This window comes from Gordonia jacobaea, assembly GCF_965344965.1.
Lineage (GTDB): Bacteria > Actinomycetota > Actinomycetes > Mycobacteriales > Mycobacteriaceae > Gordonia > Gordonia jacobaea.
Genome location: NZ_CBDRLS010000001.1, coordinates 1,063,231 through 1,077,839, shown reverse-complemented (window position 1 = coordinate 1,077,839; position 14,609 = coordinate 1,063,231). Strand labels below are relative to the sequence as shown.

The following is a 14,609-nucleotide window of genomic DNA, read 5'->3' as shown; positions in this document are numbered from 1 at the left end:
TCCTATGAGGCCGTACTGCGTCGCAACATCAGTTTCGCTACATCAGTGCGCCACAGCCTTTTCGGCACCGATGCCGGTGAGCGAACGCACCTCCATCTCCGCGTTGCGTTCCGGAGTGCCCCGGTCCTTGGGTGCTGTCAGCGTTCCGACGATCCCGAGTAGGAACGCGACCGGGATTGCTACGATCCCCGGGTTCTCCAGCGGGAACCACGCGAAATCGGAGCCGGGGAGCATCGACGTCGACTTACCCGACACCGCCGGTGAGAAGATGATGAGGATCAACGTCAGCCCGAGCCCGCCGTAGATGCTCCACAGCGCACCGCGGGTGTTGAATCGCTTCCAGTACAGCGAGAACAGGATTGTCGGCAGGTTGGCTGCCGCCGCGATTGCGAACGCGAGGGCCACGAGGAAGGCGACGTTCTGACCGTTGGCGAGGATGCCGAGCACGATGCCGAGCACACCGAGAGTCACCGCGGCCATCCGTGATACGCGCACCTGGTCGGCCTCACTTGCCTTGCCGCGCTTGATGACACTGCCGTAGATGTCGTGTGCGAAGGACGCCGACGCGGTGATGGTCAATCCCGCGACGACGGCAAGGATCGTCGCGAAGGCGACCGCGGAGATCACTCCGAGCAGGATCACACCACCGAGTTCGAAGGCCAATAGTGGTGCTGCGGCGTTCTCTTTTCCTGCGGCCGCCATGATGCGGTCCGGTCCGACAATCGCAGCAGCGCCGTAGCCGAGCACCAGCGTGAACAGGTAGAACGCGCCGATCAGAGCAATCGCCCAGACAACGGAGCGTCGAGCCTCCTTGGCGGTGGGGACCGTGTAGAAGCGCATCAACACATGCGGGAGTCCCGCGGTGCCGAGTACGAGCGCAACTGCCAACGAGATGAAGTTGATCTTCGATTCCACCGAGCCGCCGTATTTGGCCCCGGGTGCGAGGACGTCGTGCGAGGCGATCTTCTCACTCGACGACCCTGAAATGGCATGCTGCGCAGAGCCGAGGATCTCCGAGAAGTTCATTCCGAACTTGCCGAGCACCATGAGGGTCATGAACGCCGCGCCCGCAATCAGCAGCACGGCCTTGATGATCTGGACCCACGTGGTTCCCTTCATTCCGCCGACGAGCACGTAGACGATCATCAGCGCGCCGACTACTGCGATCACGATCGATTGGCCCGTGCGCGACTCGACGTCGAGCAGGAGAGCAACGAGGCCTCCCGCACCCGCCATCTGCGCCAGCAGATAGAACAGGGAGACAACCAGCGTCGAAATCGCGGCGGCGAGTCGGACGGGGCGTTGCCTCAATCGGAAGCTCAGCACGTCGGCCATGGTGAACTTGCCTGTGTTGCGCAGCAATTCGGCAACGAGGAGAAGTGCGACGAGCCATGCGACGAGGAATCCGATGGAGTAGAGGAAGCCGTCGTAGCCGTAGACGGCGATGGCACCCGCGATGCCGAGGAAGCTCGCCGCGGAGAGGTAGTCGCCCGCGATCGCGATTCCGTTCTGCGGGCCGGAGAACGCGCGGCCACCGGTGAAATAGTCTGCGGCAGTTGAGTTGTTGCGGCTCGCGCGGATCACGACGAACATGGTGATCGCCACGAAGGCAGCGAAGATCGCGATGTTGGCGACGGGGTTCCCGACCGTTCCGGCGGCGAGATGAATTGTGGCAGAGGAGCTCATCGGGTCACTCCCTCATCGGTGCCCTGTGTGGTATCCGCGCCCTGGCTGCCGCCCGCGCACTCTGCGTCCATTTCTTCGCGGAGAGCGGCTGCCTTGGGGTCGAGCTCGCGATTCGCGAATCGCACGTAGGCGCCGGTGATCACGAATGTCGAGACGAACTGCAGCAGACCCAGAATCAGGCCGACGTTGATGTTGCCCCAGACCGGCGTCGCCATGAAGTCGTGCGCGAACGCGCCGAGGGCCACGTAGAGGCCGTACCAGATGAGGAAGAACGCAGTCATCGGAAAGACGAACCGGCGCAACGTCGTGCGAAGATCCTGAAACTGGTCACTGCGCTGCATGTCGATGAACTGTTGCCCCGTCGGCGCGGAATGCGCTTCGGGTACGTGCTCTGTGGTTGACACCGTGCCTCCGAAAGGAACTCGTGTGATGTGGATACCCGATAACTCTCGAAGAGACGGAGATCACTCACAAGGGGTGTTGCAGGTCACACGATGAAGTCCGCGAATCGTGCGCCGAGCGGTCGTTGAGCGCCGATGAACGGTTGCACTACGGGCCTCGTCAAGTGCTCGGACAGCCTTGTCGCCGCGGCGTCATGGCTCTTCTGGCACGCGTTCGACGCTCAGGCCGAGTCGCTCCGGCACATGCATCCGCGCGAAGATCTGCGACACGTCGGCGACCCTGCTGCGGCGGGTCATCGCGCTCACGCAGATCATGGTCACGAAGGCGAGCGGAACGGTGACGGCGGCCGGGTAGCCGATGATCGCCGACGGCCATCCGTTGCCGACCTCGTCGTCCACGACGTCCGCGATCGCCAGTGACGTTGCGATACCCGACGACAGCCCGCCGACGACAAGGCCCGCGATGGCGCCCGCGGGCGTCAGCCCGCGCCACCAGATGCCGAGTACGAGAAGCGGACACAGCGTCGACGCGGCGATGGCGAACACGAACCCCACGGTCCGCGACAGTTCGAGATCTGACGCGGCGAACGAGATGACGATCGCGAGTGCTCCACCGATCGCCGCCGCGAGTCGGAAGTCGCGGACCCGACCCGGCAGCACATCGGTCGACAGCGCGCCCGCAACGCTGATGAGCAGACCCGACGACGTGGCGAGGAACGCCGCGATGGCACCCGCCGCGACCAGCGCGGCGAACAGTTCACCGAGAATGCCCCCGACCGCTGCGCTCGGGAGCAACAGAACCGCGGCGTCGGCGGTTCCGGTGATGAGGAGTTGCGGGACGTACACCCGCGCCAGCACGCCGAGGAGCAGTGGAAAGAGGTAGAACACCGCGAGCAGGACGATGACGGTCACCGCGGTTCGACGCGCCGAGCGGCCATCCGGATTGGTGTAGAAGCGCACCAGCACGTGCGGCAGCCCCATCACCCCGAGGAACGTCGCGACGATCAGCGAGAAGACGGCGAAAAGTGCGTGCGGGCCACCGAATCCGCCGCCAGACGCGAGCCATCGCCGGCCTGTCGACGGTGCGCCCGCCACAACGGGCGTCGCCGCGCCTGCCCGCAGGTGGATCGTGCTCCCCGCCGCGACGGTGTGTTCACCCGCCGAGGCGAACGGAGCGTCGTTGACGGGCCGGCCGTCGACGATCCCTGTCACCTCGACACCGTCGGTTTCCGGTACTGCCACAACCACATCCGTGGTGACGTCGACCGTCGTCGCCTCGGACACGCGAGGAGGTGCGGGTTCGCCCAGTGCAGGCCGATCGGCGAAGAACACTACGACGAGCGCTATCGTCGGAATCCCGATGGCCGTCAGCTTGAGCCAATACTGAAACGCCTGGACGAAGGTGATCGACCGCATGCCGCCGCCCACCACGTTCACGACGACGATCGCTCCGACGAGAACCACCCCCACCCACACCGGAGCGCCGAGCAGAATGTTCAAAGTCAGTCCCGCGCCTTGGAACTGGGGAATCAGATACATCAGGCAGACCACGACGACGACAACCATCGCGGTCTGGCGTGCCGCTCGCGAACCGAGTCTGAATTCCGCGAAGTCCGGCACCGTGTACGCGCCAGATCGGCGCAGCGGAGCCGCAACGAACATCAACAGTCCGAGATAGCCCGCGGTGAAGCCGACCGGGTACCACAGGGCATCGGCGCCGTACTTCGCGACCAACCCTGCCACTCCCAGAAACGATGCCGCAGAGAGGTATTCACCGGAGATCGCTGTTGCGTTGCGCTGCGAACTCACCGCCCGCGAGGCGACGAGGAAGTCGGACGTCGTGCGCGACCTCCTGCCGCCGTAGACACCGACCGCCACCGTTGCGAGCGCAGCGAGAAGCAGCGCCGCCGCGGTGACGATGCGAATGCCGTAGTCGGTCATGGGCTCTGACCATCCTCGACGCCCGCGTCGCTGCCGCTGTCGACGCCCGCGTCGGTGTCCTCCTCGATGAGTCCGAGGAAGTCGTCCTCAGCCTGCTCGGCGATCCGCACGTACACCCTGCCGACCAGGTAGAGCAGGGGATAGATGAGCACGCCGAGAACAAGCCAGTTCAGCCGGATGCCGGCGATCGTTGCCTCGCCCAATGTGGGAAACACGGTGCCCAGCAACGGAATGGAGGCAATCAGCAGAGCCGTCGTGACGCCGAGCCGAAGCGCGAGACCGAGCTGGGCGCGCATCAGGCCACGCACCAAAGCGTCGCCGACCTCGGTCTGCTCTCGCACCTCGACGCGCGTGCGGACTCTCCTCGCGCCCCTTCTCTGTGCGAGTACCACCCGCTCACGACGAGGAGTCGACGGCTCGCTCATGTGTCGTCGCCGGACGGCGTCCGGTAGGCGCGCAGTGGATCGTGGACGAGGCGCTCCTTCAACTCCCGGGATTGACGTCGACTCACCGGCAGTTCCACCGCGGGCGACGTGCCGTTTGCCCGTACACAGACGAGGGTCTGGGACCCGCTGGTGCGCATTCCGCTGACCATCGGCAGATACACCAGGTACGAACGGTGCACGCGACTGAATCCGTGCTCACGCCAACGGGATTCGAGCGTAGAAAGCGGTATGCGCACCAGGTGCGCGCCCGAGTCCGAATGCAGCCGGGCGTAGTCGCCGACGGCCTCGACCCAGGAGATCGAATCACGCCGCACCAACGACGTCACCCCGGACAGCTCTACGGGGATCACATCGTCGCTGACGTCCTGACGTGAATCTCCACCGGCCGCCGACCGGGCGGCAACCGCACGTTCGACGGCCTGCCCGAGCCGCTCCTCGCGCAGCGGCTTCAACAGATAGTCGACGGCGCCGACGTCGAACGCATCCACAGCACGATCCTCGTGTGCCGTGACGAACACGATCGACGGCGGATCGGAGTAGTTGCCGAGCACGCGGGCTAGTTCGATTCCGGAGAGCCCCGGCATATTGATATCGAGAAAGATCGCCTCCACCGAGTTCTCGGCGAGTTCGCGAAGCGCGGCGGTGGCGTCACCTGCGCGGATCACCTCGCCGACGTCGGATCGCCGTTCGAGCAGGTACACCAGCTCGTCGAGCGCCGGAGGTTCGTCGTCGACGGCAAGAACGGTCAGGGTCATCGCGGGTTCGCCTCCTGCGTCGGCGTTGCTGGGTGCGTCGGCGACTGCTCCACACGCACTCCTGCGCGAAACTTCGGCACCCGCATGGTGACCTTCGTGCCGGCACCCACACCTGTCTCGACCACTAGACCGTAGTTGTTGCCGAACGCGGCGCGCAGGCGATGGTCGACGTTGGTCAGCCCCACCCGCGCGCCCGACGTCTCCTCCGTGGGTTCGGTCGACGTCGCGTCGAGTGCGTCGATGTCTCCGGAGCGCAGCAACTCCGGGTCCATCCCCACACCGTCGTCCTCGACGGCGATGACGCAGTCGGTGCCCTCGTCGCGCGCGGTGATCGAGATCGTTCCGCCGCCCCGCGCCGCGACGCCGTGCCGCACTGCGTTCTCCACCAGTGGTTGGAGGGCGAGGAAGGGGAGTACCACTCCGAGCACCTCCGGGGCGACCTGCAGCCGCACGTCGAGTGCTGAGCCGAATCGGGCACGCTCGAGCGTGAGGTACCGGTCGATGTTGCGCAGTTCGTCGGCCAGCACCGTGTACTCGCCCGCGGCGCGGAAGGAATAGCGGGTGAAGTCGGCGAAGTCGAGGATGAGCTCGCGTGCGCGGTCCGGATCGGTGCGTACGAACGACGCGATGGTGCTCAACGCGTTGTAGATGAAATGCGGACTGATCTGTGCGCGTAGAGCGAGAACCTCGGCGCGGTCGAGACGAGCTCGGGAAGCGTCGAGGTCGGCCAGTTCGAGTTGGCTGGACGCATAGCGCGCGACCTCCGAGATCGCGCTCAGCATGCCCGGGCCCGGCAGCCGGACAGAGGCGACGACGAGTACACCGACGGCGACATCGTCCACCACGAGCGGCTGGGCGATGAGAGCGCGTATCCGCGCGTCGACTCCGACAGGATCGCGGAGCAATACGTGCCGCAGTTCTTCACCCGCGGTTGCGGCGATGTCGTCGGCCCGGCTCAGCAGTCGTTCGTCCCACGTGTGTGGCTCGTCGTGGGCGAGCCGTGTGCCGTCCGCGTCGTACAGGGCAATCGCATCGGTAGCGGTAAGGGTTCGCAGCGGGGCGAGCGCCTGCTGTGCCGATTCGGTTGTCAGACCCCGCCGCAACGGGCGAGCGGCCCTCGACGCTGTGTTCAGCGTGGAGTGCACAGCGCGTTCGGTGGGTGTCGCTACGACGCGGCGCGTTCGGAGCAGCACCGCGATCATCGCGACGGCGGCAATGATGAGCACTGCGATCAGTACGGCCACACCGTCGGACATCAGACGTCGGCCTCAACGTCGGCCTCGGTGGGGGCAGCACTTCTCATGCGACCATTCTTGCGAGCACGCGAGCGATGTGTGGCCGAAACGGACGTCTGTGTCGACGGAGTACGTCGGACTTTGTGGCAGGGCGAGTGATCCGAAAGTCAACCAGGCGGGAGAGGAGCCGTTATGACACTGCTGTGGGACCAGCACGCGTGTCTGCCGTTGCAACCCGACGCCGACGTCGGCTACCTGACCAGGTTCTCGCGACCGGGCTCGACGTATGTCTCGGTCAACATCGGCTACGCGCCACAGACCTTTGCCGAATCGACAAACCTGTTGACGCACTTTCGTTCTGCCATCTCGCGCCACGGTGATCTGACGGTTGTCGCATCGCTCGACGACATCGACGCAGCGGGTGAACGCGGGCAGATCGCGGTCGGCTTCGATCTCGAGGACTCCAACCCGCTCGACGGCGACCTCGACAACGTCCACCACTTCGTCGAACTCGGCGTGCGCACCATGCTGCCCACCTACAACCACGCCAACGCGGCGGGTTGTGGGTGTCTGGATCCCACGGACACCGGACTCACCGCGTGGGGGCGACGGCTGGTGGCCGAAATGAACTCTGCGGGAATGGTTCCCGACGGTTCGCACTGCAGTGTCCGTACCGGCCTCGACCTGTGCGAGGTGTCGTCCAAGCCGGTGATCTACAGCCACTCCTGCATGCGCGCCGTCTGGGACCATCCGCGCAACATCACCGACGATCAGGCACGCGAATGTGCCCGCACCGGTGGCGTCGTCGGCATCACCGGCGTCGGAATCTTCCTCGGCCCCAACACGCCGACCCTCGATGCGATGACCCGCCACCTCGAGTACGCCGTCGACCTCGTCGGGATCGACCACGTCGGTGTCAGCACCGACCATTCGTTCGACGCCGCCGACTTTCTCACCGAGATCCGCGACCACCCGGACTCCTTCGACGACTCGTACACCCGATGGGGGCCGATCCAATGGATGGCTCCGGAGGTGTTCATCACCCTGGGCGCTCACCTCTCGCTGCGGGGCTGGGGCGACTCCGACATCGCCGCGGTGCTCGGCGGCAACTTTCGACGGGTGGCCGCGGAAAGCTGGTGACCCGTCGACCGTGCGCTCCAACCCGTCGACTGGGCGCTCCAAACCGCCGACTGGGCGCTCCAAACCGCCGACCGTGCGCTCGAGGCCGTCGACTGGGCGCTCGAGACCGTCGACTGGGCGCTCGAGGCCGTCGATTGGGCGCTCGAGACCGTCGACTGGGCGCTCGAGGCCGTCGATTGGGCGCTCGAGGCCGTCGATTGGGCGCTCGAGACCGTCGATTGGGCGCTCGAGACCGTCGACTGTGCGCCGCCGCAGCCTCCCGACCGATCGCTCGGTCTTGACCTTCCCTTGCGGATGTGTAAATCTCCTTGCAGGAGCGCTCAGATACACATCCGCACGTGAACGATGCCGATTGTGGCGGGCGCACAACTGATTTCGTAGTGGACAGCGCACAGATGGCAGTGCGCAGTCGGCGCCGGCCCAACGATGCCACGGAATCGACACACAGGAGAGGGGCCACAGTGGCCACAGGAATGTCGTCAACATCCGATCAGACTTTCGAGGGGCGCACCGCCGTCATCTCAGGCGGTAGCCGCGGGATCGGTCTTGCGATCGCGACCGCACTCGGAGCACGAGGGGCCAACATCGTGCTGCTGGCCAAGACCGACGCGCCGCACCCGAAGCTCCCCGGCACCATCCACACGGCCGTCGAGGAGATCGAGGAGGCAGGTGGCAAGGCGACCGGCGTCGTCGGCGATGTGCGCAATGAAGACGACGTCGCGCGTGCCGTTCAGACAGCGGTCGACACCTACGGCGGCGTCGACATCTGCATCAACAACGCCAGCGTCCTGAACCTCACGGCAACCGAAGAACTGCCGATCTCACGCTTCGACCTCATGCAGCAGGTCAACGTCCGCGGGACCTTCCTGCTCACCCAGAAATGCCTTCCCTACCTGAGGAAGTCGCCGAGCGCGCACGTGCTCACGCTGTCGCCACCGCTCAACATGAGCACGGAGTGGCTCGGCAAGCACCCCGGCTACATGCTGGCCAAGTACGGAATGACGCTTGCGGCAATGGGTTTCGCCGCCGAGTATGCCGACTCCGCCGTCGCGAGCAACTGCCTGTGGCCGGAGTCGACGATCGCGACCGCCGCGGTCCGCAACCTGCTCGGTGGTGACGAGGCCGTCGCGCACTCCCGATCGCCACAGATCATGGCCGACGCCGCTGTCGCCGTGCTCTCCAAGGACCCCTCGCAGACTGGGCGGTGCTACCTCGACGTCGAGGTGCTGGCCGAGGACGGCGTCACCGACTTCTCGATCTACGGCGGACAGGAGCCGATCGAGTACGACATCTTCGTCGACCCGCGGTAACCCCCTGCGTCGAGCACAAGGGCGGCCCACGATCTCGTGGGCCGCCCTTGTTCTGTATTCGATACGTTCGAGAAACAATCTCGAAACAGCGATAACGGAAGCTACAAGCGTCTACGATTCCGAATCGTAGGTACCGATGAGCAATTGGCACGGTTTTCGTAAACAGCTTGCGATCCTGGCGGGGCGTGTCGTCGGGCGGAGTGGGCACTGGCGTCAAGGAACGACATGTCAGAAGCATCAATGCCCTTTGTTGCAGGTCAGGCAGACCACGGGGATGCCGAGCTCAGGCGCGGCGTAATGAAGGTCCGCCACCTCGTTGTCTTCGTGGTGGGAGCCGCAGCGCCTCTCACCATTCTCATCGGCTTCGCGCCACTGGGGTTGAGTGTGGCCGGCGCGGCGTTGCCAGTGGCCTACCTGATTCCGGGCATGGTGTACATGCTGTTCGCAGTGGGGTTCACGGCGATGAGCCGCCACTTCCACGGGTCCGGAGCGTTCTACGCCTACATCGCCGAGGGGTTGTCCTCGATCGCGGGCGCCGGAGCGGCGATGCTGGCGTACCTGGGCTATCTGGGCGGTCAGGTTGGCTTCGTGCTGGCATGCGGGATATTCAGCTCAGCGGCAATCGCCACGCTTCTTGGTGTTACGCCATCGGTATATCTGTGCGCGATCGTGGTCGCGATATTGGTGGCACTCATCGGCTACTTCAAGGTCGACGTAGGGGCCAAGGTCTTGGCGGTGCTCATGGCACTCGAACTCGGATGCCTGGCGGTGTTCTGCGTCGCAGTTCTCTTCCGCGGCGGATACGAAGGTCTGGGATTCGACGGAATCACGATGAGCACGGTGTTCTCTGCGGGACTCGTCGGTGCGCTCCTGATCACGTTCACTGCTTTCATTGGTTTCGAGCAAACGGCAATCTACAGCGACGAGTGTGACAATCCGCGAAAGACGGTGTCCAGAGCCACTTTTATCGCGCTCGGGATCTTGACCTTCGTCTACACGTTCTGCGCATGGGTCATTGTGCAGGCCGTCGGAGTGAGCCGCATGACCGAGATGCTGAGCGGTGATCCGTCGCAAATGGTGCTGTCGCTCAACAGTGAGTTCGTCGGCACGGCGATGACGGACGTGCTCCAGCTACTCATTGTGACCAGCTTTTTCGCTGGTTGTCTCGCACTTCATAATGCGTGCACCCGATATCTGTTCAACATGGGGCGCAACGGGTTGTTGCCGCACCGTCTCGGGCGGGTCTCGCCGATGACGAGGACACCGAGTGTGGCTGGATTGGTCCAGAGCGGACTCGTAGTCGGCGTCATAGCAATCTTTGCGCTCACCCCTGCAGACCCCTACTCCCAGGTTGTGGTCTGGACCAACACTCCGACAATCATCGCGGTCCTGCTGCTGCAGATTCTCACGTCGATCGCGGTCGTCAGATACTTCAGGCGAGACGCCCGAGGCGAATCCTTATGGACTCGGGTAATCGCCCCGATGATGGCGACATTGGTACTCGCCGCGGTCGTTGTGAACCTTGTCCTCAACATGGGTCAACTGACAGGGCTGGGTCCACTCGGGAATCTGGTGATCAACATTCCCTTGGTCGTCGGGTTCGTCGTCGGTGTGATGCGTGCCCTCGTGCAGCGGCGACACACGGTTCGCCTGGTGGGCAGCGTGAATCCCTGATCCGCAGACACGGATGAATGTAGATATGTACGACGGTTTGAGTGAAGGAGTGAGGAAACCACATGGCAGACCAGGTTCCGTATTACGGATGGTCGGTTCCCGGTGGGTTGGTCGAGCGGCTGGGGGAGTACCCCGGAGAAGCTGAACTATGGTGTTACGCAGACAAATTCAGCTACATGCCTGGCGAGTCGGTGTCCATCAAGGTGCATACCAACGCGACCACCTACGATCTGGAAATCGTGCGCGACGGCGCCGAGCCCACCGTGGTGTTCACCCAGACGGGGTTGACCGGACAAGAACACCGGACTCCCGTCGACGCCTACGCTGTCGGATGCGGTTGGCCCGAAGCGCTGTCGGTCACAGTGGATCCCACGTGGAGTTCTGGCTTCTACCTGATCATCCTGCGATGCAACTACCGCGGTCGCTTGATCGAGCGGGAGGGATTCTTCGTGGTCCGCGCGGCGTCGCCCGCCGGCGCCGACATGGTGCTGATACACACCACGAGCACGATGCTGGCGTACAACGATTGGGGCGGGGCGAACCATTATCGCGGTCTGCCAGATGATTTGGGGAATGACGTTCCGTCGCCGGTCTCGTCGACGCAGCGCCCTGTTGCCAGGGGAATGCTGCGGAAGCCAATCGGAGCGCCTCGCAACGCCCACACTGACATGCCGGGACCCGGGTGGATTCCACGGCACCCGCCTTACGAGTGGGCGTGGCACAACGGCTATTCGCGACACCACGCCGACGCCTTCTGGGCAACCTACGAACGTCCTTTCGTCGTGTGGGCCGAAAATCAAGGATTTGCGGTTCACCACATCACCCAGCATGACCTCCACTATGACGTCGATGCATTGGCGGGCTATTCATGTGCGGTAATCGTCGGTCACGACGAGTACTGGACATGGGAGATGCGAGACCGCATCGATTCGTTTGTCGACGCGGGTGGTGGCCTTGCGCGATTCGGCGGGAACTTCTTCTGGCAGGTACGGCTCGACGCTGCGACGAACTCTCAAACCTGCTACAAAATACCGGATTTGGACCCACTCTATGGGGTCGATAACACGCGGGTGACTACTGCATGGGACTGGAATCCCATACAGAGACCCGCTGCCGCCACGATGGGGCTGACCGGTATGGGCGGGATTTATGCCCGCTACGGCGCAACAACCCCGCGATCGAGTGGTGGATTCACCGTGTATCGCCCTGACCACTGGGCGCTTGAGGGCAGTGATCTCTACTACGGGGACGTGTTCGGTTCTGCACCTATTGTCATCGCGGGATTTGAGCTTGATGGGGTCGATTACACCTTCCGCCAAGGGCTTCCGTATGCCACGGGTGCCGACGGCGCCGACACTGAACTGCAGATAATCGCGATGGTGCCCGCAGTCATCGGGTCACGCGATCACTGGAACGGAACTGTCCCGATAGGGTCCCCCTTGGCCGAAGCCGACGCACTCTTCGGCGCCATGTACGGCGACGAAGAGGTCCCCGCACACGTCGCGAGTGAATACGGATCCGGCATGGTCGCCGAATACTCGCGAGGAGACGGAATCGTGTTCAATGCGGGTTCTTGCGAATGGGTCCAGGGACTGGTCAATCACGACTTTTTCACCGAGAAGATAACCAGAAATGTGCTGACTCGATTGAGTGGCAGAGCGGCGAAAGGAAACAGAGCATCATGAGTATCGATCTCATCAGAACCATCGTTCCGGGTCAGGGCGAGCTGGTCAGGCCGGACTGGGGTGACGACGCTTCGGACAACTGGGCGGAAAGCGAGTGGCGCGCATTTGGCTCCGAGGAAGAAGGATGCTTCGGCGGTGCCTGGGAGGGCGAGCCCGGAACGCTTCGGTGCGACCCCTACCCCTACGACGAGGTATGTGTCATGTTCAGCGGGCGTGTCGCGTTGATCGACCTCGACGGTAGACGTCGAGAGTTCGGTGCGGGCGATGCCTTCTTCGTGCCGAGGCATTTCCAAGGAACCTGGGAAACAATCGAACCTTCGCGGAAGGTCTTTGTCGCGTTGCCCGAACTGTCCGGTGAAGCGGGCGCGGCCGAATCTGGTGAAAAGCGTTGATCACGAGCACCGTTGGTCCCGTCGATGCAACCGTCGTACCCCGCTTCGGTGGTGACACGACGTTCGCGCGACTGCCCAGAATGGCCGACATCGGCGACAGCGACGTCGTTGTGTGGGGAGTTCCCTTCGACACGAGCGTCACCTACCGCCCAGGAGCTCGATTCGGCCCCAACCATATTCGCCAGAGTTCGCGTTTGCTGCGCCCATATAATCCGGCACTGGACGCGTTTCCGTTCGGCCGCAATCAGGTGGTTGATGCCGGCGATATCGGAGTGAATCCCTACGACATCGCGGCAGCAATCACGACAATCGAGGGGGCAGCGACCAATTTGGTTGGTACCGGTCGCACGCTCCTGACGTTCGGCGGCGACCACACAATCGCGCTTCCGTTGCTCCGTGTCCAGCACGCGATGCACGGACCGATTGCGGTGTTGCACTTCGACGCTCACCTCGACACATGGGACACTCATTTCGGCGAACCCTATACGCACGGCACACCATTTCGCCGTGCCTTCGACGAGGAACTCATCGACCTCGAGCACAGCATGCACATCGGTCTACGGGGTCCTCTGTACAGCCACGTGGATCTCGATGAAAGCGCTCGAATGGGCTTCGCGGCGATACACAGTCGAGACTTTGCGCGCAAATCTCTCGACGAGCTGATCAACAGGATGCGTGACCGCCTCGGCGCACGCCCGGTGTATGTCTCCCTCGACATCGACGTCCTCGACCCGGCGCACGCGCCGGGTACTGGTACCCCGGAGGCCGGTGGGCTCAGTTCTCGCGAACTGCTCGAAATGCTGCGGGGTCTGGAAGGGATGAACATCGTAGGAATGGACATCGTGGAAGTGTCACCCGCGTATGACCACGCGGAGTTGACCGGCATCGCGGCGGCCCACGCGGCGTACGAGATGCTCAGCGTCATTCCGTCGCATCGTTGATGGGCAGCGGTGTAGTCGATGACCGGCCGCCGCAACTCTTATACGGTGGCTGCGTGGATCGAACAGTGAGCACCACGGCACCGTTGGACGAGATCGACCATAAGATCATCGAACTCGTCCAGGGCGACGGGCGGGCGAGCTATCAGAAGCTGTCGGAAGCCATCGGCCTGTCTCGGCCGGCCGCCCGAGCGCGGTTGCATCGATTATTAGACGCTCGGATCGTGCAGGTGCGTGGAGTGGTGCATCCGACCGTTTTCGGGTTGAATGCGTATGCCTCTGCTGCGATTTCGGTCAGCGGATCTGCACGAGAAGTGGCGCTCCTGCTGGCGGACGACGATGACATCCCGTTCGTGAGTTTGACGGCGGGTAACTGCGGACTGATCGTGGAGCTTCGCTGTTCGGATCAGCATGGCCTCGGTGCTGCGCTGAGTCGGATCAGCGAGATTCCAACTGTCACATCACTTCAGACGTCGATCTACTCGACGATCGCCAAGGACGCGTACTGGCCACCGAAACCGATCTCGGTCACCGAGATCGACGACAGCGACCGGCTGCTACTCGCCGCCCTGCAGCGTGACGGGCGGGCCAGCTATGTGGAACTCGGTGAACAGACTGGTCTCTCGTCCTCAGCGGCGCGCGCACGGGTTGCTCGCCTTGTCGATGGCGGTGCGATCCACATCGGTGCGCGCATCCGGCCCGACGTGCGCAACACCCAGCACGTTGTCGGGTTCGGCTTGTCGGTGCGGGGCGATCCCGCGACGGTCCTCGACGATCTGCAACAGCATCCGAACATCCAGTATCTCGCCTCGGCGATTGGGCATTACGACGTCATCGGTACCGCAATCGCTCGGTCGACTTCCGAGATGGTCGACCTACTCGACGACATTCGGTCAGTCGATCTCGTGCGTGCCGCACAGACCTGGGCGCACTTGACCTTTGTCAAAGAAGACTACGATCGGTCGCCCGTCGTGAGCACCGCATGACACGTCCGAGCGCCCTTGCG

Annotated in this window: 14 protein-coding genes; 7 read left to right on the top strand and 7 right to left on the bottom strand. The window is 63.7% G+C overall.

Going from position 1 to position 14,609, the window contains the following annotated elements; translation table 11 throughout:
- Positions 1-42 precede the first annotated feature (42 nt).
- From ACRVY7_RS04980 to ACRVY7_RS04955, 6 genes are all read right to left on the bottom strand, one after another.
- Positions 43-1,686, bottom strand: a complete 1,644-nt coding sequence (locus ACRVY7_RS04980) for a solute symporter family protein (RefSeq protein WP_431816201.1) — start codon at positions 1,684-1,686, stop codon at positions 43-45.
- On the bottom strand, positions 1,683-2,090 hold the full coding sequence (locus ACRVY7_RS04975; protein WP_431816200.1) for a DUF485 domain-containing protein: 408 nt from the start codon (positions 2,088-2,090) through the stop codon (positions 1,683-1,685). The genes ACRVY7_RS04980 and ACRVY7_RS04975 overlap by 4 nt, the downstream gene beginning before the upstream one ends.
- Before the next feature lie 189 nt (positions 2,091-2,279).
- Positions 2,280-4,028 carry a sodium/solute symporter gene (locus tag ACRVY7_RS04970; protein ID WP_431816199.1) on the bottom strand — a complete coding sequence of 583 codons (1,749 nt, stop codon included), beginning with the start codon at positions 4,026-4,028 and terminating at the stop codon, positions 2,280-2,282.
- Complete coding sequence (locus tag ACRVY7_RS04965; protein ID WP_431816198.1) at positions 4,025-4,453, bottom strand: hypothetical protein; 429 nt, start codon at positions 4,451-4,453, stop codon at positions 4,025-4,027. The genes ACRVY7_RS04970 and ACRVY7_RS04965 overlap by 4 nt, the downstream gene beginning before the upstream one ends.
- Complete coding sequence (locus ACRVY7_RS04960) at positions 4,450-5,229, bottom strand: LytR/AlgR family response regulator transcription factor (protein WP_431816197.1); 780 nt, start codon at positions 5,227-5,229, stop codon at positions 4,450-4,452. Before ACRVY7_RS04960 ends, ACRVY7_RS04965 begins: the two co-directional genes overlap by 4 nt.
- Complete coding sequence (locus tag ACRVY7_RS04955) at positions 5,226-6,485, bottom strand: sensor histidine kinase (RefSeq protein ID WP_431816196.1); 1,260 nt, start codon at positions 6,483-6,485, stop codon at positions 5,226-5,228. Before ACRVY7_RS04955 ends, ACRVY7_RS04960 begins: the two co-directional genes overlap by 4 nt.
- A 171-nt stretch (positions 6,486-6,656) precedes the next feature.
- Between ACRVY7_RS04955 and ACRVY7_RS04950 the strand changes: the two genes are divergently transcribed.
- Positions 6,657-7,604 carry a dipeptidase gene (locus ACRVY7_RS04950; RefSeq protein WP_431816195.1) on the top strand — a complete coding sequence of 316 codons (948 nt, stop codon included), beginning with the start codon at positions 6,657-6,659 and terminating at the stop codon, positions 7,602-7,604.
- Here the strand turns inward: ACRVY7_RS04950 and ACRVY7_RS04945 are convergent.
- A complete protein-coding gene (locus ACRVY7_RS04945; protein ID WP_431816401.1) occupies positions 7,517-7,900 on the bottom strand; it encodes an alanine-zipper protein in 384 nt (127 codons plus the stop codon). The genes ACRVY7_RS04950 and ACRVY7_RS04945 overlap by 88 nt on opposite strands.
- 177 nt (positions 7,901-8,077) lie before the next feature.
- Here ACRVY7_RS04945 and ACRVY7_RS04940 point away from each other — a divergent pair, with 177 nt between their 5' ends.
- From ACRVY7_RS04940 to ACRVY7_RS04915, 6 genes are all read left to right on the top strand, one after another.
- Entirely contained in the window at positions 8,078-8,914 is an 837-nt protein-coding gene (locus ACRVY7_RS04940; RefSeq protein ID WP_431816194.1) for an SDR family oxidoreductase, read from the top strand.
- Between the two features lie 225 nt (positions 8,915-9,139).
- Positions 9,140-10,588 (top strand): APC family permease, encoded by a 1,449-nt coding sequence (locus tag ACRVY7_RS04935; protein WP_431816193.1) that lies wholly within the window; start codon positions 9,140-9,142, stop codon positions 10,586-10,588.
- Between the two features lie 107 nt (positions 10,589-10,695).
- Positions 10,696-12,273, top strand: a complete 1,578-nt coding sequence (locus tag ACRVY7_RS04930) for a N,N-dimethylformamidase beta subunit family domain-containing protein (protein ID WP_431816192.1) — start codon at positions 10,696-10,698, stop codon at positions 12,271-12,273.
- On the top strand, positions 12,270-12,665 hold the full coding sequence (locus tag ACRVY7_RS04925; RefSeq protein ID WP_431816191.1) for a cupin domain-containing protein: 396 nt from the start codon (positions 12,270-12,272) through the stop codon (positions 12,663-12,665). Before ACRVY7_RS04930 ends, ACRVY7_RS04925 begins: the two co-directional genes overlap by 4 nt.
- The gene (gene speB / locus ACRVY7_RS04920) at positions 12,662-13,606 is read left to right on the top strand and encodes an agmatinase (protein ID WP_431816190.1); all 945 of its coding nucleotides are present in this window, start codon (positions 12,662-12,664) and stop codon (positions 13,604-13,606) included. Before ACRVY7_RS04925 ends, speB begins: the two co-directional genes overlap by 4 nt.
- Positions 13,607-13,671: 65 nt before the next feature.
- The gene (locus ACRVY7_RS04915; RefSeq protein WP_431816189.1) at positions 13,672-14,589 is read left to right on the top strand and encodes an Lrp/AsnC family transcriptional regulator; all 918 of its coding nucleotides are present in this window, start codon (positions 13,672-13,674) and stop codon (positions 14,587-14,589) included.
- Positions 14,590-14,609 lie beyond the last annotated feature (20 nt).

Excerpts from the sequence above, each read along its gene's own strand:
- ACRVY7_RS04950 (WP_431816195.1), top strand. The coding sequence starts at position 6,657 with ATGACACTGCTGTGGGACCAGCACGCGTGTCTGCCGTTGCAACCCGAC.
- ACRVY7_RS04970 (WP_431816199.1), bottom strand. The coding sequence starts at position 4,028 with ATGACCGACTACGGCATTCGCATCGTCACCGCGGCGGCGCTGCTTCTC.
- ACRVY7_RS04925 (WP_431816191.1), top strand. The coding sequence starts at position 12,270 with ATGAGTATCGATCTCATCAGAACCATCGTTCCGGGTCAGGGCGAGCTG.
- ACRVY7_RS04940 (WP_431816194.1), top strand. The coding sequence starts at position 8,078 with ATGTCGTCAACATCCGATCAGACTTTCGAGGGGCGCACCGCCGTCATC.
- ACRVY7_RS04980 (WP_431816201.1), bottom strand. The coding sequence starts at position 1,686 with ATGAGCTCCTCTGCCACAATTCATCTCGCCGCCGGAACGGTCGGGAAC.
- ACRVY7_RS04960 (WP_431816197.1), bottom strand. The coding sequence starts at position 5,229 with ATGACCCTGACCGTTCTTGCCGTCGACGACGAACCTCCGGCGCTCGAC.
- ACRVY7_RS04955 (WP_431816196.1), bottom strand. The coding sequence starts at position 6,485 with ATGTCCGACGGTGTGGCCGTACTGATCGCAGTGCTCATCATTGCCGCC.
- ACRVY7_RS04965 (WP_431816198.1), bottom strand. The coding sequence starts at position 4,453 with ATGAGCGAGCCGTCGACTCCTCGTCGTGAGCGGGTGGTACTCGCACAG.
- ACRVY7_RS04935 (WP_431816193.1), top strand. The coding sequence starts at position 9,140 with ATGTCAGAAGCATCAATGCCCTTTGTTGCAGGTCAGGCAGACCACGGG.